We start from the raw sequence: 24,017 nt of genomic DNA on the forward strand, positions 1-24,017 counted from the left end.
GACACGACGCCCGGACGAGTTCCGCCGTGGGCGGACGGCCGGCCTCCGGTCAGGTGCCGGACTGCTCGCGTCGCGAACGTCGTGCGCGGTCGACGTCGACCCAGAGCGCATCCGTCTGGCTCATCGTGTGCGCCAGGGTGCCGCCGGTGTCGATCACGACGTCGGCGACAGCGCGACGCTCCTCGTCGGAGACCTGCGCATCCACCCGCGCCTCGGCCTGGATCGGGTCGAGTCCGCGCTCCTCCACGAGTCGGCGCACCTGGTCGCGCTTGGGCGCGCTGGTCACCACCACCAGGTCGAACGGATGGTCCACCTGCGCCTCCACGAGCAGCGGGACGTCGTAGACGACCACCGCGTCGGGATCCTCGTCGCCCGCCTTCTCGATGAGCCGACCCGAGAGCTCGCGCACGGCCGGATGGACGATGGCGTTCAGCCGCGATCGCGCCTCGTCGTCGTGGAAGACGATCTCCCCGAGGCGCGTGCGGTCGAGGGTGCCGTCCGAGCGGATCAGCTCGTCGCCGAACGCGTCGGCGATGGCCTGCAGGCAGGCGGTGCCGGGCTCGACCACGCGCCTGGCCAGCTGGTCGGCATCGAGGTGGACGGCGCCGTGCTCGACGAGCCGACGCGCGACGGTTGACTTGCCGGACGCGATGCCGCCGGTGAGGCCGATCAGGTACACGCCTCCACCCTATTGGGCGCGAGCGCGGCGCGGTCGACCGGGCGGCGGGACGCCGGAAGGCCGGCCCCCGAGGGAACCGGCCTTCCGTTGCACCTGCAGCGCGGGCTGCGCGGCGACTAGTTGCTCGAGAGCTTCTCGCGAAGCGCCGCGAGCGAGGCGTCGTCGGCGAGGGTGCCGGCGCCGGCCGAGTCGCTCGTGTAGGTCGAGCCGCCGAAGGAGTCGTCCTCGGCCTGGGCCGCGATGGTGGCCGCGACCTGCTTCTTGTGAGCCTCCCAGCGAGCCTGGGCCGCAGCGTACTCCTGCTCCCACGCCTCGCGAGCGGCCTCGAAGCCCTCGCGCCACTCGTTGGTCTCCGGGTCGAAGCCCTCCGGGTACTTGTAGTTGCCCTGCTCGTCGTACTCGGTGAGCATGCCGTAGAGCGCCGGGTCGAACTCGGTGCCCTCGGGGTCGACGCCCTCGTTGGCCTGCTTGAGCGAGAGCGAGATGCGACGACGCTCGAGGTCGATGTCGATGACCTTGACGAAGACCTCCTCGCCGACCGACACGACCTGCTCGGCCAGCTCGACGTGGCGGCCGGACAGCTCCGAGATGTGCACGAGGCCCTCGATGCCGTCCGCGACGCGCACGAACGCACCGAACGGAACCAGCTTGGTGACCTTGCCCGGGGTGACCTGGCCGATGGCGTGGGTCCGGGCGAAGACCTGCCACGGGTCCTCCTGGGTCGCCTTGAGCGACAGCGAGACGCGCTCGCGGTCGAGCTCGACGGAGAGCACCTCGACGGTGACCTCCTGGCCGACCTCGACGACCTCGGACGCGTGCTCGATGTGCTTCCACGAGAGCTCCGAGACGTGGACGAGACCGTCGACGCCACCGAGGTCGACGAACGCACCGAAGTTGACGATCGACGAGATGACGCCCTTGCGGATCTGGCCCGGGTGGAGGTTCTGCAGGAAGGTCGAGCGCGACTCCGACTGGGTCTGCTCGAGGAGGGCACGGCGCGACAGGACCACGTTGTTGCGGTTCTTGTCGAGTTCGAGGATCTTCGCCTCGAGCTCCTGGCCGAGGTACGGCGTGAGGTCGCGGACACGGCGGAGCTCGATGAGCGACGCGGGCAGGAAGCCGCGGAGGCCGATGTCGACGATGAGGCCGCCCTTGACGACCTCGATGACCTGGCCGGTGACGACGCCGTCGTTCTCCTTGATCTTCTCCACGTCGCCCCACGCGCGCTCGTACTGCGCGCGCTTCTTCGACAGGATCAGACGGCCTTCCTTGTCCTCCTTCTGGAGGACGAGGGCCTCGACGGTGTCGCCGACCTCGACGACCTCGCTGGGGTCGACGTCGTGCTTGATGGAAAGTTCGCGGGAGGGGATGACACCCTCGGTCTTGTAGCCGACGTCGAGGAGGACCTCGTCGCGGTCGATCTTCACGACGGTGCCCTCGATCAGGTCGCCGTCGTTGAAGAACTTGAGCGTCTTCTCGACCGCGGCGAGGAAATCGTCAGCAGATCCGATGTCGTTGATCGCGACCTGCTTGGGCGCCTTGGTCGTTGCGGTTGTCATGTAGTGGATGCTCCGTAATGGACAGAATCAGGCCCGACGCGGAAAGATCGTTGTCTTGGTTGTTCCGCGACGGGCAGGCGGACATGGATGTCACAAAAGTGACAGTCCATCCTATCCGCTCCGCTGGGCAGGCGGCAACTCCGGGCGTGTCGTCCGTCCGACGCGCAGTCAGGCCCCGGTCGCGCGCGACGCGACGCGCGTCAGGCCGCCGCGGCCGACCCCGCCAGCGCCGAGCGGAGGGTGTCGAGTCCGACGCCGCCGAGGCCGAGCGCGCGCGAGTGGAACGCCCGGATGTCGAAGCCGTCGCCCTCGCGGCGACGCAGGTCGTCGCGCAGCTGCTCCCAGATGCGCTGGCCGACCTTGTACGACGGCGCCTGGCCGGGCCATCCGAGGTACCGGTGCACCTCGAAGCGGACGAACTCGGGCGGCATGTTCACGTTCCGGCCCATGAAGTCGAACGCGTACTCCCCCGTCCACGCGCCCTGCCCGTCGGGGCGCGGCTTGCCGAGGTGCACGCCGATGTCGAGCACGACGCGCGCCGCGCGCATCCGCTGGCCGTCGAGCATGCCGAGCCGGTCCGCGGGGTCGTCGAGGTAGCCGAGCTCCTGCATGAGCCGTTCGGCATACAGCGCCCAGCCCTCGGCGTGGCCGGAGGTGCCGGCGAGCTGGCGGCGCCAGGTGTTCAGGTGCCCGCGGTTCACCACGGCCTGCCCGATCTGCAGGTGATGGCCGGGGACGCCCTCGTGGTACACGGTGGTCTTCTCGCGCCAGGCGTCGAACTCGGTCACGCCCTCGGGCACCGACCACCACATGCGTCCCGGACGGCTGAAGTCGTCGCTCGGCCCCGTGTAGTAGATGCCACCCTCCTGGGTGGGGGCGATCCGGCACTCGAGGGTGCGGATCTCCTCGGGGATGTCGAAGTGGGTCTCGCCGAGCTCGGCCACCGCCCGGTCGCTCGTCTCCTGCATCCAGCGACGGAGGGCGTCCGTGCCGAAGAGCTTGCGCGACGGGTCGGCCTCGAGGTGCGCGACGGCCTCCTCGACGCTCGCGCCGGGCAGGATCTCGTTCGCGATCGACTCCTGCTCGGCCACCATGCGGGCCAGCTCCTCGATGCCCCACTCGTACGTCTCGTCGAGGTCGATCACGGCGCCGAGGAAGTGGCGCGAACGGAGCGCGTAGATCTCGCGGCCCACGGCGTCCTCGCGTCCGGCACGCGGCGCGAGTTCGTCCTCCAGGAACCCGGCCAGCCGGCCGTAGGCCGCCGCGGCCTCCGCCGCCCCGGCGTCCAGGTCGAGACGCAGCGCCTCGCCTGCGGCATCCCCCGCGCCCGCGGCGAACGCGGCGAAGAACCCGTCGGGCCGCGCGTGCTTGCGCGCCTGCAGCGCGACCTCGCGCACCTGGCGCTCTGCGGGGACCGAGCCCCGCTCGATGCCCAGGCGGAGCGTCTCGACGTAGCCGTCGATCGCGCCGGGAACCGCCGCCAGCCGGGCGGCGATGCGCGCCCAGTCCTCCTCGCCGGTCGTGGGCATGAGGTCGAAGACGTCGCGGATCTCCTGCGCCGGGCTCGCGATCACGTTGAGGTCGCGCAGCGGCAGGTCGGCGACATCCTCCTCGAGGTCCAGCTCGAGCTCGCTCCCGAGGTCGGCCACCGTGATCTCGTCGACCTCGTCGGCGGGCGTCGCCGACCGCAGGGCGGCCAGCGTCTCGCGCACCGCCGCCACGCGCGCCGCATGCCCGGCGGGAGAGAAGTCCGGCAGCCGGTGATCCTGGTCCGTGCGACCGATGTAGGTGCCGACGGTCGGGTTCAACTCGACCAGGGTGTCGACCCACCCCTCCGCGATGCGATCGACGTCGGTCGGGGTGCGGTCTTCGGTGGCCATGCGGGCGAGCCTAGACGAGCGGATGTCGCCGACGCGAGCCGTCGAAGCGGGCTCACCTCCGGCGCCAGGCGGATCAGTGGGCCGCGTCCTCCCAGTCGCGGCCTCGACCCACCTGCACGTCGAGCGGTACCAGCAGATCGGCCGCGTGCGACATCCGATCGTGCACGACGGCTTCGAGCTCCTCGCCCTCGCCGGCGGCGACCTCGAAGATGAGCTCGTCGTGCACCTGCATGAGCATGCGCGAGCGGAGCTCGCGCGCCCGCAGCTCGCGCTCGACGCCGATCATCGCGAACTTCATGATGTCGGCCGCCGATCCCTGGATCGGGGCGTTGAGCGCGGCCCGCTCGGCGTTCTCGCGGAGCACGCGGTTCGGGCTGTTGAGGTCGGGGAACGGGCGCCGGCGGCCGAAGATGGTCTCGGTGTAGCCGTCGAGCTTCGCCTGGGCGACGACGCCGCGGAGGTAGTCGCGGACGGCGCCGAACCGCTCGAAGTAGTCGGTCATGAGCGTGGTCGCCTCGGACCGGTCGATGCGCAACTGCTTCGACAGCCCGAAGGCGCTGAGCCCGTAGGCGAGTCCGTACGACATCGCCTTCACCTTGGTGCGCATGAGCGGCGTCACGTCGGCCGGGTCGACGTCGAAGATGCGGGCGCCCACGAAGCGGTGGAGGTCCTCGCCGGAGTGGAACGCCTCGATCAGGCCCGGGTCCTCCGAGAGATGGGCCATGATGCGCATCTCGATCTGCGAGTAGTCGGCGGTCAGCAGCTCGACGTACTCCGGGCCGTGCGTGAAGGCCGCGCGGATGCGCCGGCCCTCCTCGGTGCGGACCGGGATGTTCTGCAGGTTCGGGTCGGTCGAGGAGATGCGGCCGGTCGTCGTGCCCACCTGCACGTAGCTCGTGTGCACGCGGCCGTCGGACTGGATGGACTTGTCGAGCGTCTCGACGATCTGGCGCAGCTTGGTCGCGTCGCGGTGCTCGAGCAGGAGCCCGAGGAAGGGATGCGGGTTGCTCTCCTGCAGGTCGGCCAATGCACCGGCATCGGTCGAGTAGCCGGTCTTCGTGGCTCGGGTCTTCGGCATGCCGAGCTGGTCGAAGAGCACCTCCTGCAGCTGCTTGGGCGAGCCGAGGTTCACCTCGCGACCGATCTCGGCGTACGCCGACTGCGCGAGCCCGGCCGCCCGCTCCCCCAGCTGCGACGACAGCGCCGCGAGCCGGTCGTGCTCGACGGTGACGCCGCGCAGCTCCATCTCGGCGAGGATGCCCACGATCGGGATCTCGATGTCGGCGAGCACCCGCCGAGAGCCCTCGGAGAGGGAGGCGAGCACGATCGGCGCGACTCGGAGCGAGTACCAGGCGAACTCGGGAGCGCCGGCGGTGCCCTCGGCGTCCGGCACGAGCTGCGCCGGGTCGGCCATCGGCACCTCCTCGCCGAGGTAGCGCGAGACCAGGTCGACGAGGTCCTTCTCGGCGAGGTTCGGCCGGACGAGCCAGCCCGCGATGAGCGTGTCGACGACCAGGCCGTCGAACGCGAGGCCCGAGCGATGCAGCGCCTTGAGCTGCGGCTTCGCGTCGGTCATGACCTTCGGGGCCACGCTCGCGAGCCAGGCCTCGAACGGAGCCAGCCCGGCGTCGCCGGGCGTCCACTCGAGTCGCAGGCTCTCGGTCGTGCTCGCGACGCCGGCGCCGATCACGCGTCCGTCGAGCACCTCGAGGCTGAGCCCGAGGCCTGCGGGCTCCGCCGTCGTCGCGCGCGCGAACCAGGCCTCCAGTGCGTCGCCGCGCAGGGACTGCGGCGCGGGCGTCACGGCGGCGGGCTCGGCCTGGGCCGACAGCGCGGCGCTGCCGTCGGCCGTGAGGCCGTTCGACTCGGCCGCCATCTTGGTGACTCGCTCGAGCAGGGTCTTGAACTCCAGGCGGTCGAACAGCTCGCGGACCGCGGCCTCGTCCATGGGCTTCGCCGAGAGGTCGGCGAGGTCGACGTCGAGCTCGAGGTCGCGCACGAGGCGATTCAGCCGGCGGTTCCGCACCGCGTTCTCGCGCTCGCGGCGCAGGTTTTCGCCGACGACGCCCTTGATCTCGTCGATGTGCTCGAGGATCCCGTCGAGGCTGCCGTACAGGCCGAGCCACTTCACGGCGGTCTTCTCGCCGACCTTCGTGATGCCGGGCAGGTTGTCGCTGGTCTCGCCGACCAGCGCCGCGACGTCCGGGTACTGCTCGGGACGCACCCCGTACTTCTCGACGACCGCCTCGGTGTCGTAGCGCTTGAGCTGGGAGACGCCCTGCACGTTGGGGTAGAGCAGGGTGATGTCGTCGTCGACGAGCTGGATCGTGTCGCGATCGCCCGAGACGACGAGGACCTCGTAGCCCTCAGCGGCGCCGCGGGTCGCGAGGGTCGCGAGGATGTCGTCGGCCTCGAAGTCCTCCTTCGTGAGGACGGTGATGCGCATCGCCTCGAGCGCGTCCTTCAGGAGCGGGATCTGGCCCTTGAACTCCTGCGGGGTCGCGCTGCGGTTGGCCTTGTACTCGGTGTACTCCCGCGTGCGGAACGACTCGCGCGACGTGTCGAATGCGACGGCCAGGTGGGTCGGCCGCTCGTTGCGCAGCAGCATGAGCAGCATCGACAGGAACCCGTGGATGGCGTTCGTGTGCTGGCCGTCTCTGGTGCTGAAGCTGTCGACGGGCAGGGCGTAGAAGGCGCGATAGGCCAGCGAGTGGCCGTCGACGACGAGCAGGGTGGGCTTCTCGGGGGTGGGGTCCGGCACCCGCCAAGCCTACAAGCGGCCGCCGACACGCTCGCGCCGCAGCGGGCCCGCCCGCGACGTCGCGCGAGGCCGCCCGAGGCGACGGCCGCACGGGACTCGGGAGGAGCCCGCCGGGACGACGGATGCCGCGACGAACGGGTCGTCGCGGCATCCGCCGGCGGGCGCTCGGCCCGGTCGGTTCAGGGGTTCAGGACTTCTTGGGCGCCAGCTGCTCGATGATCGCCTGGGACACGTCCTTCATGGTGAGGCGTCGGTCCATCGAGGCCTTCTGGATCCAGCGGAACGCCTCGGGCTCGGTCAGCCCCATCTTCTCGTTCAGCAGGCCCTTGGCGCGGTCCACGAGCTTGCGGGTCTCGAAGCGCTCGACGAGGTCGCCGACCTCGGCCTCGAGCGCGATGATCTGGGCGTGGCGGGCGAGCGCGATCTCGATCGCGGGCAGCAGGTCGTTGGGGGTGAACGGCTTGACCACGTAGGCGAGCGCGCCCGCTTCGCTGGCGCGCTCGACGAGCTCCTTCTGGCTGAACGCGGTGAGGAGCACGACCGGGGCGATGTGGCCCTTCGAGAGTCGCTCCGCGGCCGAGATGCCGTCCAGCTGGGGCATCTTCACGTCCATGATGACCAGGTCGGGGCGGAGCTCGGTCGCGAGCTGGACCGCCGTCTCGCCGTCGCCGGCCTCGCCGACCACCTCGTAGCCGTTGTCGCGCAGGATCTCGACGATGTCGAGGCGGATGAGCGACTCGTCCTCCGCGACGACCACGCGACGCGGGCTCGGCTGGGTGTCTTCGGTGTCTGTCACGCAGAAGAGCCTACGGTATTCTGGCCGGGGCCTTCAGGCCGGTGTGGCGGAATGGCAGACGCGGAGCACTCAAAATGCTTTGCCCGAGAGGGCGTGTGGGTTCGACCCCCACCACCGGCACCGACCACCTCATCCGCCCCGAGGGGCGAGTCTCCGCGGTGTCCCCGCGCCGACCCGGCGCCCTGTCCTCGGGCCGCACCGTCGCACGCCGCGGCCGCCCCGCATCGCCCTCGCGGGCGCCCGGAGACGCCCACGGCCCGGTCGCGCGTTCGCGCGCCCGGGCCGTGGGGATCGGATCAGAGCACCTCGCCGACGATGTGCACGCGCACGTCGTTGGTGGTGCCCGGGATGCCGGGAGGCGAGCCCGAGATGATGACGACCTTCTCGCCGTTCTGGGCCTTCCCGGTCTTCTCGAGCACGTCGTCGACCTGGCCGACCATCTGGTCGGTGTGGGTCACGCGGTCGACGACGAACGACTCCACGCCCCAGTAGAGCGCCATGCGACGGCGGATCGCGGGATCCGGCGTGAACGCGAGGATCGGGATCACCGACCGGATGCGCGCCATCCGCCGCACCGATTCCCCGGTCTCCGTGAACACGCACAGGTACTTCGCCTCGACGAAGTCGGCGACCTCGACCGCGGCCAGCGTGATCGCGCCGGACTGCGTGCGCGGCTTCGTGCCGAGCGGGGCGATGCGGTCGAGCCCGTGCTGCTCGGTCGAGGCGACGATGCGCGCCATGGTCTTCACGGTCTGCACCGGGTACTCGCCGACGCTGGTCTCACCGGAGAGCATGACGGCGTCCGCGCCGTCGAGGATCGCGTTCGCGACGTCGGAGGTCTCCGCACGCGTCGGAACCGGCGCGTGGGTCATCGACTCGAGCATCTGGGTGGCGACGATGACCGGCTTGGCCAGTCGACGGGCGATCTCCACGGCGCGCTTCTGCACGATCGGCACCGCCTCGAGAGGGAGCTCGACGCCGAGGTCGCCGCGGGCGACCATGATGCCGTCGAACGCCTCGATGATCCCCTCGAGCGCCTCGACGGCCTGCGGCTTCTCGATCTTCGCGATGACCGGGAGTCGGCGACCCTCCTCGCGCATGATCTCGTGGACGCGGTCGATGTCGGCGGCGTTGCGCACGAACGAGAGGGCGATGACGTCGGCGCCGAGCTGGAGCGCCCAGCGCAGGTCGGCCTCGTCCTTCTCCGACAGCGCCGGGACGTTCACCGCGACGCCCGGGAGGTTGATGCCCTTGTTGTTCGAGACCGGGCCGGCGACGATCACCTTGGTGGTCACGACCGTGCCGTCGGTGTCGAGGACCTCGACGCGGACCTTGCCGTCGTCGATGAGCAGGTGGTCGCCCTCCTCGACGTCGTGGGGCAGGCCCTTGAAGGTCGTGCCGACGATCTCCTTCGTGCCGAGGATGTCCTCGGTCGTGATCTTGAAGATGTCGCCCTCGGCGAGCTCGTGCGGGCCGTCGGCGAACTTGCCGAGCCGGATCTTCGGCCCCTGGAGGTCGACGAGCACCCCGACCGCGCGACCGGAGTCGTTCGCGGCCTTCCGCACGTTCTGGTAGACGCCCTCGTGGACGTCGTAGCTGCCGTGGCTGAGGTTCATGCGGGCCACGTCGACGCCGGCATCGATGATCGCGCGGATCTGTTCGTAGCTCGATGTCGCCGGCCCGAGGGTGGCGACGATCTTCGCTCTTCTCATGTCTGCTGTGCTCCAGGGGTTACGCGCCGTAGCGCTGGATCGGGGTCTGCGGGCGCCGGATGGCGCCGGTCACACGGCGAAGGCTCGCGCCGTCGCCGGGATCGGGCTCGGCAGCTGCGTCTCACCTTCAAGGTAGCGGTCGACGGATGCGGCCGCAGCCCGGCCCTCGGCGATGGCCCACACGATGAGCGACTGGCCGCGACCGGCGTCGCCCGCCACGAACACGCCGGCCTCGCCGGTCGCGTAGTCGTCGCCGCGCGCGAAGTTGCCGCGGTCGGTGGCCAGCAGGCCGAGCTGGTCCGAGGCCGCCTCGGTCTCGGGACCGGTGAAGCCGAGCGCGAGCAGGACGAGGTCGGCCGGGATCTCCCGCTCGGTGCCCGCCTTGGGCACGCGGCGGCCGTCGAGGTACTCGGTCTCGGCGACGCGGATGGCGCGGACCTCGCCCATCTCGTTCGCGAGGAACTCGACGGTCGAGGCGAGGTACTGGCGCTGGCCGCCCTCCTCGTGCGCGCTCTGCACCTCGAACAGGTTCGGGTGCATGGGCCAGGGCTGGTCGGCCGAGCGGGTCGGGCTCGGCTGCTTGCCGATGGCGAGGTTCGTGACCGAGAGCGCGCCCTGGCGGTGCGCCGTGCCGATGCAGTCGGCGCCCGTGTCGCCGCCGCCGAGCACGACGACGTGCTTGCCCTCGGCGCTGATCTGGTCGAACACGTCGTCGCCCGCGCCCACGCGGTTGGCCTGCGTCAGGTACTCCATGGCGAAGTGCACGCCCGGCAGGTCGCGTCCCGGGATCGGCAGGTCGCGCGGCTCGAGCGCACCGGTCGCGACCACGACCGCGTCGTAGCGACGACGCAGCTCGTCCCAGGTCAGGTCGACGCCGATCTCGACGCCCGCGCGGAAGCGGGTCCCCTCGGCGGTCATCTGCGCGAGGCGCTGGTCGAGGTGCCGCTTCTCCATCTTGAAGTCGGGGATGCCGTAGCGCAGGAGCCCGCCGATGCGGTCGTCGCGCTCGTACACGGCCACCGTGTGGCCGGCGCGCGTGAGCTGCTGCGCGGCGGCCAGGCCCGCGGGGCCGGAGCCGACGACGGCCACCGTCTTGCCCGTCAGCCGCCCCGGGGGCTGCGGCTGCACCCAGCCGCTGCCGAACGCCTGGTCGATGATCGAGACCTCGACCTGCTTGATCGTGACGGCGGGCTGGTTGATGCCGAGCACGCACGACGACTCGCACGGCGCCGGGCACAGCCGCCCCGTGAACTCCGGGAAGTTGTTCGTCGCGTGCAGTCGCTCGATCGCCGCGCGGCCCTCGCCGCGCCACACGAGGTCGTTCCACTCGGGGATCAGGTTGCCGAGCGGGCAGCCCTGATGGCAGAACGGGATGCCGCAGTCCATGCAGCGCCCCGCCTGGCGACGCAACTGCGCGGAGTCGCCGGCCTCGTAGACCTCTTTCCAGTCCATGATCCGCACCGGGACGGGACGGCGCTTCGGCAGCTCCCGCTCGGTGACCTTCAGAAAGCCCTTCGGGTCAGCCACCCGTCACCTCCATGCGCTCGACGGGCAGCGCCCGATTCCGGTCGTTCGTCGGCTCAGCCACCGGTCACCTCCAGGATCCGCGACCAGACGACGTCGCCGTCGGGGTCCAGCCCCTCGTCGACCGCGCTCTGGCGCGTGCGAAGCACCGCGGCGTAGTCGCGCGGGAGCACCTTCGTGAAGCGGTCGAACGCGCCGTCGCCCTCGGCGAGGAGGGTCGCGGCGACCGCCGACTCGGTGTGCTCGAGGTGCTGCTCGAGCAGGTCGCGCACGATCTCGTGATCGGCGCTGCCGAGGGGGTGCAGCTCGAGTTCCCCGGTCGCGAGCGCCTCGCGGTTGACCTTCGCCTCGGCGAGGTCGAGCACGTACGCCGTGCCGCCCGACATGCCCGCGCCGAGGTTGCGCCCGGTCCCGCCGATGATGAGCGCGAGCCCGCCAGTCATGTACTCGAGCGCGTGGTCGCCCACGCCCTCGACGACGGCCGTCGCACCCGAGTTGCGGACGAGGAAGCGCTCCCCCACGATGCCGCGGATGAACATGCTGCCCTGCGTGGCGCCGTAGCCGATGACGTTGCCCGCGATGACGTTGCGCTCGGCGACGAAGCCCGCCTCGCGCGAGGGGCGCACGATGATCTGCCCGCCCGAGAGCCCCTTGCCGACGTAGTCGTTCGAGTCGCCCTCGAGCCGGAGGCGGACGCCGCCCGGCAGGAACGCCCCGAGCGACTGCCCGGCGCTGCCGGTGAGCGTCACCTCGATCGACCCCGGGGGAAGTCCCTGGGCGCCGTGGCGGGCGGTCACCTGGTGGCCGAGCATCGTGCCGACCGCACGCGCCGTGTTCTTGACGGGCAGGTCGATCTCGACGCGACCGCCCTCCTCGAGGACGATCCCGGCGCGGCGGATGAGCTCGTTGTCGAAGTGCTCCTCGAGCTCGTGGTCCTGCGGGCGGCCGTTGCGCCGCGGCTCGGACTCGGAGAAGTCCGGGCCGACGAGCACGGGAGTGAGGTCGAGCCCTGAGGCCTTCCAGTGCGCCACCGCGCGGTCGACGTCGAGGAGCTCGCGCCGGCCGATGACCTCGTCGAGCGACCGGTAGCCGAGCGCCGCAAGGTGCTCCCGCACCTCCTGGGCGATGAACTCGAAGAAGTTCACGACGAACTCGGGCTTGCCCGTGAAGCGCTTGCGCAGCTCCGGGTTCTGGGTCGCGACGCCGACCGGGCAGGTGTCGAGGTGGCAGACCCGCATCATCACGCAGCCCTCGACGACGAGCGGCGCCGTCGCGAACCCGAACTCCTCGGCGCCGAGCAGCGCGCCGATCAGGACATCGCGCCCGGTCTTGAGCTGCCCGTCGACCTGCACGACGACCCGGTCGCGCATGCCGTTCAGCATGAGCGTCTGCTGCGTCTCGGCGAGGCCGAGCTCCCACGGCGTTCCCGCGTGCTTCAGGGAGTTGAGCGGGCTCGCTCCGGTGCCGCCGTCGTGCCCCGAGACGAGGATGACGTCGGCGAGCGCCTTCGCGGTGCCCGCGGCGACCGCGCCGATCCCGGACTGGCTCACGAGCTTGACGTGCACGCGGGCGTTCGGGTTCGCGCGCTTGAGGTCGAAGATCAGCTGCTTGAGGTCCTCGATCGAGTAGATGTCGTGGTGCGGCGGCGGCGAGATGAGCCCGACGCCCGCGGTCGCATGACGCGTGCGAGCGACCCACGGGTACACCTTCGTCGGCGGCAGCTGGCCGCCCTCGCCGGGCTTCGCGCCCTGCGCGAGCTTGATCTGGATGTCCTCGGCGTGCGTGAGGTACATGCTCGTCACGCCGAACCGGCCCGATGCGACCTGCTTGATCGCACTGCGGCGCTCGGGGTCCAGCAGCCGATCCAGGTCCTCGCCGCCCTCGCCGGTGTTCGACTTGCCGCCGAGCCGGTTCATGGCGATCGCGAGGGTCTCGTGGGCCTCCTTCGAGATCGAGCCGTAGCTCATCGCCCCCGTCGAGAAGCGCTTGACGATCGACTCGACCGGTTCGACCTCGTCGATGGGGACCGGCGGCCGCATCCCGGTGCGCAGGGCGAACATCCCGCGGAGCGTCATCAGCTGCTCCGCCTGCGTGTCGACCATCGACGTGTACTCGCGGAAGATGTCGTAGCGCCGGTTCCGCGTCGAGTGCTGCAGGCGGAACACGGTCTCGGGGTTGAAGACGTGCGGGGAGCCGTCGCGCCGCCACTGGTACTCGCCGCCCGTCATCAACCGCTCGTGGGCGCGGACGGCGACGTCGGACGGGTAGGCGATCTCGTGCCGCGACCGGTTCTCGTCCGCGATCACGTCGAGTCCGACGCCGCCGAGCTTCGAGGTGGTGCCCGTGAAGAACTCGTCGATGAACTCCTGCGAGAGGCCGACCGCCTCGAACGCCTGCGCACCCGCGTAGGACGCGATGGTCGAGATGCCCATCTTCGACATGATCTTCAGCACGCCCTTGCCGAGCGCCGTGATCACGTTCCGCACGGCCTGCTCGGGCGTGACGCCCGTGAGGACGCCCGAGCGCACGAGCTCCTCGCAGGTCTCCATCGCGAGGTACGGGTTCACGGCCGAGGCGCCGTAGCCGACGAGCAGCGCGACGTGGTGGACCTCGCGTACGTCGCCGGCCTCGACCACGAGGCCCGCCTTCATGCGCGTCTCGGAGCGGATCAGGTGGTGGTGCACGGCGGAGAGCATGAGCAGCGACGGGATCGGCGCGAGGTCCTTGGTGGTGTCGCGATCGCTCAGCACGATGAACGACGCGCCCTCGTCGATCGCCTCGTCGACCTCGCGGCACAGCTCGTCGATGCGCTCGCGCAGCCCCTCGGGCCCCTCGTCTACGCGGTACAGGCCGCGCAGCGTGCGCGTCGAGCGCGCGCCCGACGGCGACGTCATGTGCACGATCTTCGCGAGCTGGTCGTTGTCGATCACGGGGAAGTCGAGCGACACCTGCCGCGCGTGCTCGGGGCCGGCGGCCAGGAGGTTCCGCTCCGGTCCGAGCGAGGTCGCGAGCGAGGTGACCACCTGCTCGCGGATCGAGTCGAGCGGCGGGTTCGTGACCTGCGCGAACTGCTGCGTGAAGTAGTCGAAGAGCAGTCGCGGGCGCTCGCTGAGCACCGCGATCGGCGTATCCGAACCCATTGCGCCGATCGGCTCGGCACCCGTTCGCGCCATCGGCGTGAGGAGGATCTTCACCTCCTCCTCGGTGTACCCGAAGGTGCGCTGTCGGCGGTTCACGGACGCGGGCGGGTGCACGATGTGCTCGCGCTCGGGCAGGTCCGTCAGGCGGATCCGCCCGTCGTCGAGCCACTGTCCCCAGGGCTCGGATGCCGCGAGCCCGGCCTTGATCTCGTCGTCCTCGATCAGCCGGCCGGCCTCCGTGTCGACGAGGAACATGCGGCCGGGCTGCAGCCGCCCCTTGCGCACGACCTTCCGCTGCGGCAGGTCGATGACGCCGATCTCGCTCGCGAGCACGATCAGCCCGTCGTCGGTCACGAGGTACCGGCCCGGACGGAGGCCGTTGCGGTCGAGGGTCGCCCCGACGAGCGCGCCGTCGGTGAAGACGATCGCCGCGGGGCCGTCCCACGGCTCCATGAGCATGGAGTGGTAGTCGTAGAAGGCGCGCCGCGCGGGATCGATCTCGGCCTGCTTCTCCCACGCCTCCGGCACCATCATCATGACGGCGTGCGGCAGGCTGCGGCCGGCGAGCGTCAGCAGCTCGACGACCTCGTCGAAGGACGCGGAGTCGCTCGCGCCGGGCGTCACGATCGGCATGAGCGGCGCGAGGTCGCCGAGCGCGTCGGCCTCGAGCTGCGACTGCCGCGCCCGCATCCAGTTCCGGTTGCCCTGGATGGTGTTGATCTCGCCGTTGTGCGCGATCATGCGGAACGGCTGCGCGAGCGGCCACGACGGGAAGGTGTTCGTCGAGTAGCGCGAGTGCACGAGGGCGAGCTTCGAGGCGAATCGCTCGTCGGAGAGGTCGGGGTAGAACGGCTCGAGCTGGAGCGTCGTGACCATGCCCTTGTAGACCATGGTCCGGCTCGACAGCGACGCGAAGTAGAGCTCGAGTTCGCGCTCGGCCCGCTTGCGCAGGCGGAAGGTCAGGCGGTCCAGCGCGATGCCGGCGAGGTGCGCGCCGTCGGCCGTGTTGGCGGAGCTGCGGACGTAGAGCTGCTGGACGGCCGGCATCGCCGCGCGCGCGAGCGTGCCGAGCTCCTCCGGGCGGACCGGCACCTCGCGCCATCCGATGACTTCGAGGCCCTCGGCCACGGCGATGCGCTGCAGCTGCTGCTTGACCTGGCTGCGCGCGGTTGGGTCGACCGGCAGGAAGGCGTTGCCGACGGCGTAGGCGCCGGCATCCGGAAGGGGGAAGTCGACCACCGCGCGCAGGAACGCGTCGGGCACCTGCGTGATGATTCCGGCGCCGTCGCCGGTGCCCGCATCCGAGCCCACGGCGCCGCGGTGCTCGAGGTTGCGCAGCGCGTCGAGCGCCGCGGTGATGATGTCGTGGCCTGCGGTTCCGCGCAGGGTCGCGACCATCGCGAGCCCGCAGGCATCCTTCTCGGCGGCGGGATCGTACATGCCCTGGGCGGGGGGCGTCAGTCCGAACCTGGAGTGGGGAAGGGGAAGCGACACGTTGGACCGTCCTCGGTATCTCGGTGGCAACGGGGACGTCGTCGGCCCACGATGGAGGATTCGCGACGCGAGGTGCGGCGTCGCGGCGGAGAACGCGGGGGCGGAGGCCCCTACGGGGCGGACCGGGCGGAGCTTGTGGCTGCCGGCTCGCCGGGTTCGTTCTCACCCTCGACGCCATCGTCGAGAGAGTCGGAGTCGGACTCGGTGTCGTCAGAGTCTACCTCAGCGTCGGCGGGCGCCCATTCGCGGCCGGGGCGGTACACGCTCGGCTCGATGCCGGTGTGCCGGCGCGTCTGCACGACGATGATCACGAGGCCGATGACGACGGCCAGGAGCGACGCCCACACGTTCGAGCGGATGCCGAGGAACATCTCGCTCGGGTCGACGCGGATGGTCTCGAAGACCGCGCGTCCCGCCCCGTACCAGATGAGGTAGGCGCCGAACATCTTGCCCCAGCGGAGGCGGAACGCGCGCTCGAGGGCGAGCAGCACGACGACGCCGGCGAGGTTCCACACGATCTCGTAGAGGAAGGTGGGGTGGAACAGCGTGCCGTCCGGGAGGCCGGCGGGGAAGGCCGGGTTGTCGGCCTCGATCTCGAGTCCCCAGGGCAGGTCGGTGGGCCAGCCGAACAGCTCGTCGTTGAACCAGTTGCCGAGGCGCCCGACGGCCTGCGCGACGAGCAGGCCCGGGGCCAGTGCGTCGGCGAAGGACCAGAAGCGGAGTCCGGTCAGGCGGCAGGCGATGATCACGCCGATCGCGCCGCCGATGAGCGAGCCGTAGATGGCGTTGCCGCCCTCCCAGATCGCGAAGACCTTCCACCACTCCTGCCCGGCGAAGTAGTCGTCGGGGTGCGTGACCACGTGGTAGAACCGGGCGCCGATGATGCCGAGCGGCACGGCCCAGAGCACGACGTCGAGCACGATGCCCGGCTCGCCGCCGCGCTTCGTCAGGCGCCGCGACGTGATGATCGTCGCGAGGATGATGCCCGCGAGGATGCACAGGGCGTACATCTGGATGGGGAGGGTGCCCCACGGCAGGGGGATCTCCAGGGTGCGCCACTCCGGGTCGGGGCTCGGGATGCTGAGCGGTGCGATCACGCCGGCGTCTGCCTTTCGTCGATGGTGCGGGGATGCCGTGGGGCGGCGGCCCCGTCGAGACTACTTCACTGTCGCGCGGTGCCGCGCGCGAGCTCCGCTGCGAGTGCGCCGACGCCCTCGACGCCGCCGTCGGCGAGCGCCTTCACGAGCGCCGAGCCGACGATCGCGCCCTCGGCGTACTCGAGGACCTCGGCCACCTGCGCGGCGGTCGAGATGCCGACGCCGACGCAGCTCGCGGGCGCGCCCGCGTCGCGGAGGCGGCCGACGAGCGTGCGCGCCGCGCGGTCGACGTCGGAGCGGGCACCGGTGATGCCCATGGTGGAGACGGCGTACACGAAGCCGCGGCTCGCCTCGACGGCCTGCGCGATGCGCGGGTCGGTCGAGCTCGGGGCCGCGAGGAACACGCGGTCGAGCCCGGTGCGCTCGGAGGCCTCGATCCACGACCCCGCCTCGTCGGGGATGAGGTCGGGCGTGATGAGTCCCGCTCCCCCGGCGGCGGCGAGGTCGTCGGCGAAGCGGCCGACGCCGTACTGCACGACGGGATTCCAGTACGTCATGAGGAGCACGGGCGCGTCGACGCGCTCGGTCACCCGGCGCACCGCCTCGAACGCGTGCGCGAGCCGGAATCCGTTCGCCAAGGCCTGCTGGGTCGCGGCCTGGATGACGGTGCCGTCCATCACGGGATCGGAGTACGGCAGGCCGAGCTCGAGCGCGTCCACGCCGTTCTCGACCAGCGCGACGGCGGCCTCGACGCTCTCGTCGAGGGTCGGGAACCCGACGGGGAGGTAGCCGATCAGGGCGCCCGCGGCCTCCTCGTTGCGGCGCGCGATGACCGGTCCGACGTTCCTCACTGCTCGCCTCCGTCGTACAGCCCGAAGTAGCGGGCCGCCGTGTCCATGTCCTTGTCGCCGCGACCCGAGAGGTTCACGAGGATCGTGGCGTCGGAGCCGAGCTCGTTCCCGAGCTCGAGGGCGCCGGCGAGGGCGTGCGCCGACTCGATCGCCGGGATGATGCCCTCGGTTCGCGTGAGCAGGCGCAGTGCCTGCATGGCCGCGTCGTCGGTGACGGGTCGGTAGGTCGCTCGCCCGAGCGCCGCGAGCCACGAGTGCTCGGGTCCGACTCCCGGGTAGTCCAGGCCGGCCGAGATCGAGTGCGACTCGATCGTCTGCCCGTCCTCGTCCTGCAGCAGGTAGCTGCGCGCCCCGTGCAGCACGCCGGGCCGGCCCATCGCGATCGTCGCGGCGTGGCGGGGCGTGTCCACCCCGTCGCCGCCGGCTTCGAACCCGTACAGCGCGACGTCCGCGTCGTCGAGGAAGGCGTGGAAGATGCCGATGGCGTTCGACCCGCCGCCGACGCACGCCGCGACCGCCGTGGGCAGCGCGCCGGTGAGGTCGAGGACCTGCTGCCGGGCCTCCTCGCCGATGATCTTCTGGAAGTCCCGCACCATCTCGGGGAACGGATGCGGACCGGCCACCGTGCCGAAGATGTAGTTCGTCGACTCGACGTTGGTGACCCAGTCGCGCATCGCGTCGTTGATGGCGTCCTTGAGCGTGCGGGAGCCGGTCTGCACCGCGATCACCTCGGCGCCGAGGAGGCGCATGCGGGCCACGTTGAGCGCCTGGCGCTCGGTGTCGACCTCGCCCATGTAGATCGTGCAGTCGAGGCCGAAGAGCGCGGCCGCCGTGGCGGTCGCCACGCCGTGCTGGCCGGCTCCGGTCTCGGCGATCACGCGCTGCTTGCCGATGCGCTTGGTGAGCAGCGCCTGGCCGAGCACGTTGTTGATCTTGTGCGAACCGGTGTGGTTCAGGTCCTCGCGCTTGAGGAGGATGCGCGCGCCCGAGGCGTGGGCGGCGAAGCGCGGCGCTTCGGTGAGGATCGACGGACGCCCCGTGTAGGTGCGGCCGAGCTCGGCGAGCTCGGCGCCGAACGCCGGGTCGAGCTTGGCGAGGTCGTACGCCTCGGAGAGCTCGTCGAGTGCGGCGATCAGTGATTCGGGGACGAAGCGTCCGCCGAACTCGCCGAAATAGGGACCGGTCTGGGCACGCAGCGCCATGTCACACCGCCAGGAATGCAGAGAGGTTCGAGATGGGATCGCCCGTGACGAGGGCCTCCCCCACGAGGACCGCGTCGGCTCCCGCCGCGCGGTAGTGCGCGACGTCGGCCGGCGACAGCACCGCCGACTCGGCGACCTTGATCGCGTCGTCGGGGAACCGGTCGGCGATGCGACCGAACAGGTCGCGGTCGAGCTCGAACGTGGTGAGGTCACGGGCGTTGACGCCGATGAGGCGCGCACCGAGCTGGGCGGCGCGGTCGAGCTCCTCGGCGGAGTGCGTCTCGACGAGCGCCGTCATGCCGAGCTCGGTGATGAGGCCGTACAGCTCGCGGAGCGTCGCGTCGTCGAGCGCGGCGACGATGAGCAGCACCAGGTCGGCGCCCGCCGCGCGGGCCTCGAAGACCTGGTACGCGGTCGCGATGAAGTCCTTGCGCAGCACCGGCAGCGACACCGCCTGCCGCACGGACTCCAGGTCGGCGAGCGAGCCGCCGAAGCGGCGCCCCTCGGTGAGGACGCTGACGGCGCTCGCGCCGCCCAGCTCGTAGGTCCGCGCGAGTGCGGCCGGGTCGGCGATCGCCGCGAGCGACCCGCGCGAGGGGCTCGATCGCTTGATCTCGGCGATCACCTTGATCCGGTCGGAGGGCGCGAGGGCGACCAGCGCGTCGAGGGCGTCGGGGCGGGCGAGGGCCGCCGCCTCGACCTCGACCATCGACCGGTCGACGCGACGCGCCTCGGCGTCGGCGACGGCGTTCGCGGTGAGCTCGTCGAGCACGCGTCAGTGCGCCTTGGGAGCGACCTTGTCGCCGTCGACCCCGTAGCCCGCGCGGGCCAGCGCCCACCCGGTCACGAGTCCGACCACGAAGAGCCCGAGCGACGCCCAGACGAGCCACTGCACGTCGAAGAAGAACGCGACCGTGCCCACGGCGAACGCGAGGAGCATGATCACCACGGCCGTCCACGCCGCGGGCGAGTGTCCGTGGCCGGGGTCAACGTGCTCAGTGCTCATGGTGCTCCTTCTGTGCGGGGTCGGGAAGAGTCTAGCGGGTGGTGTCGGCCCCGCCCGTCGGCGGGGCCGGGTCGGCCGGGCCGACGTCGGGGTCGGTCGGGGTCGCGCCCCCACGCTGGGGGTGGTCATCGGTGGGATCGTCGCCCCGGGTGAGGTCGTCCCAGTCGTCGACGGCGCGGTCCGACGGTGCCGAGGCGCCACGGTCGTCGGGCTGCATGCGCACGCCGCCGCCGTACCGCCGGGAGGTCGGCCACGCGCCGGCCGTGGTGATCACGCCGACGCCGGCGAGTGCGACGAGGACGCCCCCGATCAGGGCGACGACCGGCCACCCGCTCGAGGCCAGGTCGTCGACGAGCTCGGCGGTGGACGCGGCACCCGCCACGCCCGTGGCGTCGGCGACCGCCCCGGACACGGCGGCGACCGGGTCGGCGAGCGAGATCGATGCTGCGAGGACGATGCAGCCGCCGAGCACGGCGGCGAGCACGCCGAGCACGATCCGGATCACCGGACCGGCGATCGTCAGCGCGCCGGCGAGCGCCAGCCCGGCGAGGGCGAGCGCGGAGAGGGCCGGCGAGGCCGCCTGCCCCGACACCTCGAGCGATCCGGAGCCGGACGCGGCGGACCCGGGGACGAGCGCCACGGCGTACCAGGCCTGGCTCCAGGCCAGCAGCGCGAGCCCCGACCCGAGCAGGATCGCCAGGATCGCGGCGAGCTTCAGCCGTCCTCCGGTCACGCTCCCTCCGCCCGCACCGCGTGCATGGCGTTCGCGACCGCGACCGCGCGCAGCGGCGCCGCGGCCTTGTTCACGGACTCCTGGTACTCCGACTCGGGGTCGGAGTCGGCCACGAGCCCGCCGCCCGCCTGCACGCGCGCCACCCCTCCCGAGATGGTCGCCGTGCGGATCGCGATCGCGAGGTCCGCGTCGCCGCCGAACCCGAAGTAGCCCACCACTCCCCCGTACACGCCGCGCTGCGCGGGTTCCAGTTCGTCGATGATCTCGAGCGCCCGCGGCTTCGGCGCCCCGGAGAGGGTTCCGGCCGGGAACGTCGCGCGGAACACGTCGACGGCGTTGGCCTCGGGTGACAGGTCGCCCTCGACCGAGGAGACCAGGTGCATGATGTGGCTGAACCGCTCGACCCGCATGAACTCGGTCACCTCGACCGTGCCCGCCGTGCACACCTTGGCGAGGTCGTTGCGGGCGAGGTCGACCAGCATCAGGTGCTCGGCCTGCTCCTTGGGGTCGGCGACCAGCTCGGCCTCGAGGTCGGCATCGTCCTCCGGCGTCGCTCCGCGCGGCTTCGACCCGGCGATCGGATGCGTGTACACGCGATCGTCGACGACCTTCACGAGCGCCTCCGGCGAGGATCCGACGATCCAGTACGGCTCACCCCCGACGTCCTCGAGGTGCAGCAGGTACATGTACGGGCTCGGGTTCAGGCTGCGGAGGACGCGGTAGACGTCGATCGGGTGCGCCGTGGCGTCCTGCTCGAACCGCTGCGACACCACGACCTGGAAGATGTCGCCGTCGTGGATGTACTCCTTCGAACGGACGACCGCGGCGAGGAAGTCGGCCTTCTCGGTGCGGTGGCGGGGCTCGGGGGCACGCGACAGGTCGATCTCGGCGAGGTGCGCCTCGGCGGGTGCTGCGAGCGCCGCCTGGAGCCCGTCGAGCCGGGCCTGCGCATCGGCCCACAGCTGCTCGGCCGGCTCGTCCCGGTCATTGAGCACGGAGGCCACGAGCTGGACGGTGCCGGTGCGGTGGTCCATCACGACGAGTTCGGACACGAACGCGAACGCCTGGCCCGGCACGGAGAAGTCCGCGGGCGGACGGTTCGGCAGGTGCTCGATCTGGCGGATCGCCTCCCAGCCGATGAACCCCACCAGTCCGCCGGTGAGCGGCGGCGCGCCGGGGACGTCCTCGGTCTGCCAGCGCTCGTAGAGCGCCTCGAGCGCCTGGAGCGGGGCGAGGTCGGCGGCGGCGTCGCCGCCGAGGGCGCGCTCGCGCGACATCCCGTAGTCGAGCCACTCGACGCGGCCGTCGCGGTCGGTGAGCACGCCGTGCGAGGCGGCGCCCACGAACGAGTAGCGCGACCAGATGCCGCCCTGCTCGGCGGATTCGAGCAGGAACGTGCCGGGTCGACCGCCCGCGAGCTTGCGGTAGATGCCGACGGGCGTCTCGCCGTCGGCGAAGAGCTCGCGCACGACCGGCACCACGCGGCGCCCGGGCAGCAGGTCGGTGAACTCGTCGTATCCGGTCGTGGCGGTTCGGGCGGCCGTCATCGTGCTCCTCCGGGCGGCTGGTCGGGGTCGGGGGCGCCGACGACCACGCTGAGCGGATCGCCGTCGAAGCAGGTGCGCGTGCCGGTGTGGCAGGCGACGCCGACCTGCTCGACCTTCACGAGCAGGGTGTCGGCGTCGCAGTCGAGCGCGGCCGACCGCACGTACTGGGCGTGGCCGGACGTGTCGCCCTTGCGCCAGTACTCGCTGCGCGAGCGCGACCAGAACGTGACGCGCCCCTCGGTGAGGGTGCGGCGCATGGCCTCCCGGTCCATCCAGCCGAGCATGAGCACCTCGCCCGTGTCCCACTGCTGGATCACGGCGGGCAGGAGCCCGTCGGCGTTGAACGCCGCGCGGTCGACCGCCGACGCATCCGGAGCCCAGGACTCGGCATCGCGCTCCAGCTCCTCGTCGTCGCGGTACGTCATCGCACGATCCTCCCGTCGGCGGCGAGCACCTGCTTGACCTCGCCGATGGTCAGCTCGCCGTTGTGGAACACGGATGCCGCGAGCACCGCATCGGCGCCCGCCGCGACGGCCGGCGCGAAGTGCTCGAGCGCTCCCGCACCGCCCGAGGCGATCACGGGAACCGACGAGAGCCCGTGCATGAGGCCGACCAGTTCGAGGTCGAAGCCCGCCTTCGTGCCGTCGGCGTCGATCGAGTTCACGAGCAGTTCCCCGGCGCCGAGCTCGATCGCGCGGCGCGCCCAGTCGAGCGCGTCGAGGTCGGTCTCGGCGCGGCCGCCGTGCGTGGTCACGACGAAGCCCGACTCGGTGCGGTCGGAGCGCTTGACGTCGAGCGAGAGCACGCACACCTGCGCACCGAACCGGTCGGCGATCTCGGCGATGAGCTCGGGACGCGCGATCGCGGCGCTGTTGACGCCGATCTTGTCGGCCCCGTGGCCGAGCAGGCGCGCGACGTCCTCGTCGGAACGGACGCCGCCGCCGACGGTGAGGGGGATGAAGACCTGTTCGGCGACCCGGCGGACCATGTCGTACGTGGTCGACCGGTCGTCCACGGTCGCGGTGACGTCGAGGAAGGTCAGCTCGTCGGCGCCCTGCTCGGCGTAGCGCGCCGCGAGTTCGACGGGGTCGCCCGCGTCGCGGAGGTTCAGGAAGTTGACGCCCTTGACGACGCGGCCGGCGGCCACGTCGAGGCACGGGATCACGCGGACGGCGAGGCTCATCGCGGCCCGCCTACAGTCGCGCGGCGTGGATGGCGCTCACGAGGATGGCACGCGCGCCGAGCGCGTACAGCTCGTCCATGACCTGGTTGGTCTCCACGCGCGGGATCATCACGCGCACCGCGACCCATTCGGGGTCGTGCAGCGGCGAGACGGTCGGCGATTCGAATCCGGGCGCGGCGGCCGTCGCCGCCTCGAGCGCGGAGACCGGCACGTCGTAGTCGAGCAGCACGTACTGGCGGGCGACGAGGACGCCCTGGAGGCGCCGCACGAGGGTCTGGGTTCCCGGCTGGTCGACGCCGGATCCGATCAGCACGGCCTCGGAGTGCAGGATGACGGGGCCGAAGATCTCCAGGCCCGCCTTGCGGAGGGTCGAGCCGGTCGAGACCACGTCGGCGACCGCGTCGGCGACGCCGAGCCGGACGGCCGACTCGACCGCGCCGTCGAGCTTGACGAGCTCGGCGCGGACCCCGCGCTCGGCGAGGAAGTCGCCCACGAGACCGGGATAGCTGGTCGCGACGCGCACGCCCTCGAGGTCGGCGAGCTCGGCGTGCGAGCCGGGCGGACCGGCGAAGCGGAACGTCGAGTCGCCGAATCCGAGCGGGGCGATCTCGGTGGCGTCGCTGCCCGAGTCGAGCAGGAGGTCTCGGCCGGTGATGCCGACGTCGAGCGCACCCGATCCGACGTAGGTGGCGATGTCGCGGGGGCGGAGGTAGAAGAACTCGACCCCGTTGCGGGGGTCGGCGACGACCAGCTCGCGCGAGTCGCGGCGACCGGTGTACCCGGCCTCGTAGAGCATCTGCGCGGCGATGTCGGAGAGCGAGCCCTTGTTGGGCACGGCGATTCGGAGCATTCC

18 protein-coding genes and 1 tRNA gene are annotated in these 24,017 nt (G+C 71.5%); 1 reads left to right on the forward strand and 18 read right to left on the reverse strand.

Annotation, left to right across the window (positions count from 1 at the left end):
- Positions 1–49: 49 nt before the first annotated feature.
- The 5 genes from coaE to ABME01_RS06915 form a co-directional block, all read right to left on the reverse strand.
- On the reverse strand, positions 50–679 hold the full coding sequence (gene coaE, locus ABME01_RS06895; RefSeq protein WP_353827634.1) for a dephospho-CoA kinase: 630 nt from the start codon (positions 677–679) through the stop codon (positions 50–52).
- A 116-nt stretch (positions 680–795) separates the two neighbouring features.
- Entirely contained in the window at positions 796–2,238 is a 1,443-nt protein-coding gene (gene rpsA, locus ABME01_RS06900; protein ID WP_353827635.1) for a 30S ribosomal protein S1, read from the reverse strand.
- 200 nt (positions 2,239–2,438) lie between these two features.
- Positions 2,439–4,118, reverse strand: a complete 1,680-nt coding sequence (locus ABME01_RS06905; protein WP_353827636.1) for a DUF885 domain-containing protein — start codon at positions 4,116–4,118, stop codon at positions 2,439–2,441.
- Between the two features lie 73 nt (positions 4,119–4,191).
- On the reverse strand, positions 4,192–6,879 hold the full coding sequence (gene polA / locus ABME01_RS06910; protein WP_353827637.1) for a DNA polymerase I: 2,688 nt from the start codon (positions 6,877–6,879) through the stop codon (positions 4,192–4,194).
- Positions 6,880–7,066: 187 nt separating this feature from the next.
- Positions 7,067–7,675 carry an ANTAR domain-containing response regulator gene (locus ABME01_RS06915; protein WP_353827638.1) on the reverse strand — a complete coding sequence of 203 codons (609 nt, stop codon included), beginning with the start codon at positions 7,673–7,675 and terminating at the stop codon, positions 7,067–7,069.
- Between the two features lie 37 nt (positions 7,676–7,712).
- Here ABME01_RS06915 and ABME01_RS06920 point away from each other — a divergent pair.
- Positions 7,713–7,795: transfer RNA gene (locus tag ABME01_RS06920), tRNA-Leu, on the forward strand.
- A gap of 176 nt (positions 7,796–7,971) precedes the next feature.
- On the opposite strand, the gene pyk is transcribed toward ABME01_RS06920, so the two are convergent.
- The 13 genes from pyk to hisG form a co-directional block, all read right to left on the reverse strand.
- Positions 7,972–9,387, reverse strand: coding sequence for a pyruvate kinase (pyk, locus tag ABME01_RS06925; RefSeq protein WP_353827639.1), 1,416 nt, complete (start codon positions 9,385–9,387; stop codon positions 7,972–7,974).
- A 69-nt stretch (positions 9,388–9,456) separates the two neighbouring features.
- Positions 9,457–10,914, reverse strand: a complete 1,458-nt coding sequence (locus ABME01_RS06930; protein WP_353827640.1) for a glutamate synthase subunit beta — start codon at positions 10,912–10,914, stop codon at positions 9,457–9,459.
- Positions 10,915–10,967: 53 nt separating this feature from the next.
- The gene (gene gltB, locus ABME01_RS06935) at positions 10,968–15,491 is read right to left on the reverse strand and encodes a glutamate synthase large subunit (protein ID WP_353827665.1); all 4,524 of its coding nucleotides are present in this window, start codon (positions 15,489–15,491) and stop codon (positions 10,968–10,970) included.
- Between the two features lie 164 nt (positions 15,492–15,655).
- Positions 15,656–16,642 (reverse strand): prolipoprotein diacylglyceryl transferase, encoded by a 987-nt coding sequence (gene lgt / locus ABME01_RS06940; RefSeq protein WP_353827641.1) that lies wholly within the window; start codon positions 16,640–16,642, stop codon positions 15,656–15,658.
- Positions 16,643–16,707: 65 nt separating this feature from the next.
- A complete protein-coding gene (gene trpA, locus ABME01_RS06945; RefSeq protein WP_353827642.1) occupies positions 16,708–17,493 on the reverse strand; it encodes a tryptophan synthase subunit alpha in 786 nt (261 codons plus the stop codon).
- On the reverse strand, positions 17,490–18,695 hold the full coding sequence (trpB, locus tag ABME01_RS06950; protein WP_353827643.1) for a tryptophan synthase subunit beta: 1,206 nt from the start codon (positions 18,693–18,695) through the stop codon (positions 17,490–17,492). Before trpB ends, trpA begins: the two co-directional genes overlap by 4 nt.
- A 1-nt stretch (position 18,696) precedes the next feature.
- Positions 18,697–19,467: an indole-3-glycerol phosphate synthase TrpC gene (gene trpC, locus ABME01_RS06955; RefSeq protein ID WP_353827644.1), complete on the reverse strand. Its 771-nt coding sequence runs from the start codon at positions 19,465–19,467 to the stop codon at positions 18,697–18,699.
- Positions 19,468–19,470: 3 nt separating this feature from the next.
- Positions 19,471–19,701, reverse strand: a complete 231-nt coding sequence (locus tag ABME01_RS06960) for a DUF6704 family protein (RefSeq protein ID WP_353827645.1) — start codon at positions 19,699–19,701, stop codon at positions 19,471–19,473.
- A 31-nt stretch (positions 19,702–19,732) separates the two neighbouring features.
- Complete coding sequence (locus ABME01_RS06965; RefSeq protein WP_353827646.1) at positions 19,733–20,434, reverse strand: Trp biosynthesis-associated membrane protein; 702 nt, start codon at positions 20,432–20,434, stop codon at positions 19,733–19,735.
- Positions 20,431–21,981, reverse strand: coding sequence for an anthranilate synthase component I (locus tag ABME01_RS06970; protein WP_353827647.1), 1,551 nt, complete (start codon positions 21,979–21,981; stop codon positions 20,431–20,433). Before ABME01_RS06970 ends, ABME01_RS06965 begins: the two co-directional genes overlap by 4 nt.
- Positions 21,978–22,406 (reverse strand): phosphoribosyl-AMP cyclohydrolase, encoded by a 429-nt coding sequence (hisI, locus tag ABME01_RS06975; RefSeq protein WP_353827648.1) that lies wholly within the window; start codon positions 22,404–22,406, stop codon positions 21,978–21,980. The genes ABME01_RS06970 and hisI overlap by 4 nt, the downstream gene beginning before the upstream one ends.
- Positions 22,403–23,164 (reverse strand): imidazole glycerol phosphate synthase subunit HisF, encoded by a 762-nt coding sequence (hisF, locus tag ABME01_RS06980; RefSeq protein WP_353827649.1) that lies wholly within the window; start codon positions 23,162–23,164, stop codon positions 22,403–22,405. Before hisF ends, hisI begins: the two co-directional genes overlap by 4 nt.
- Positions 23,165–23,174: 10 nt before the next feature.
- Entirely contained in the window at positions 23,175–24,014 is an 840-nt protein-coding gene (gene hisG / locus ABME01_RS06985; protein WP_353827650.1) for an ATP phosphoribosyltransferase, read from the reverse strand.
- Between the last annotated feature and the right edge of the window lie 3 nt (positions 24,015–24,017).

Origin of the sequence: Agromyces litoreus (assembly GCF_040496015.1) — a bacterium.
Classification (GTDB): domain Bacteria; phylum Actinomycetota; class Actinomycetes; order Actinomycetales; family Microbacteriaceae; genus Agromyces; species Agromyces litoreus.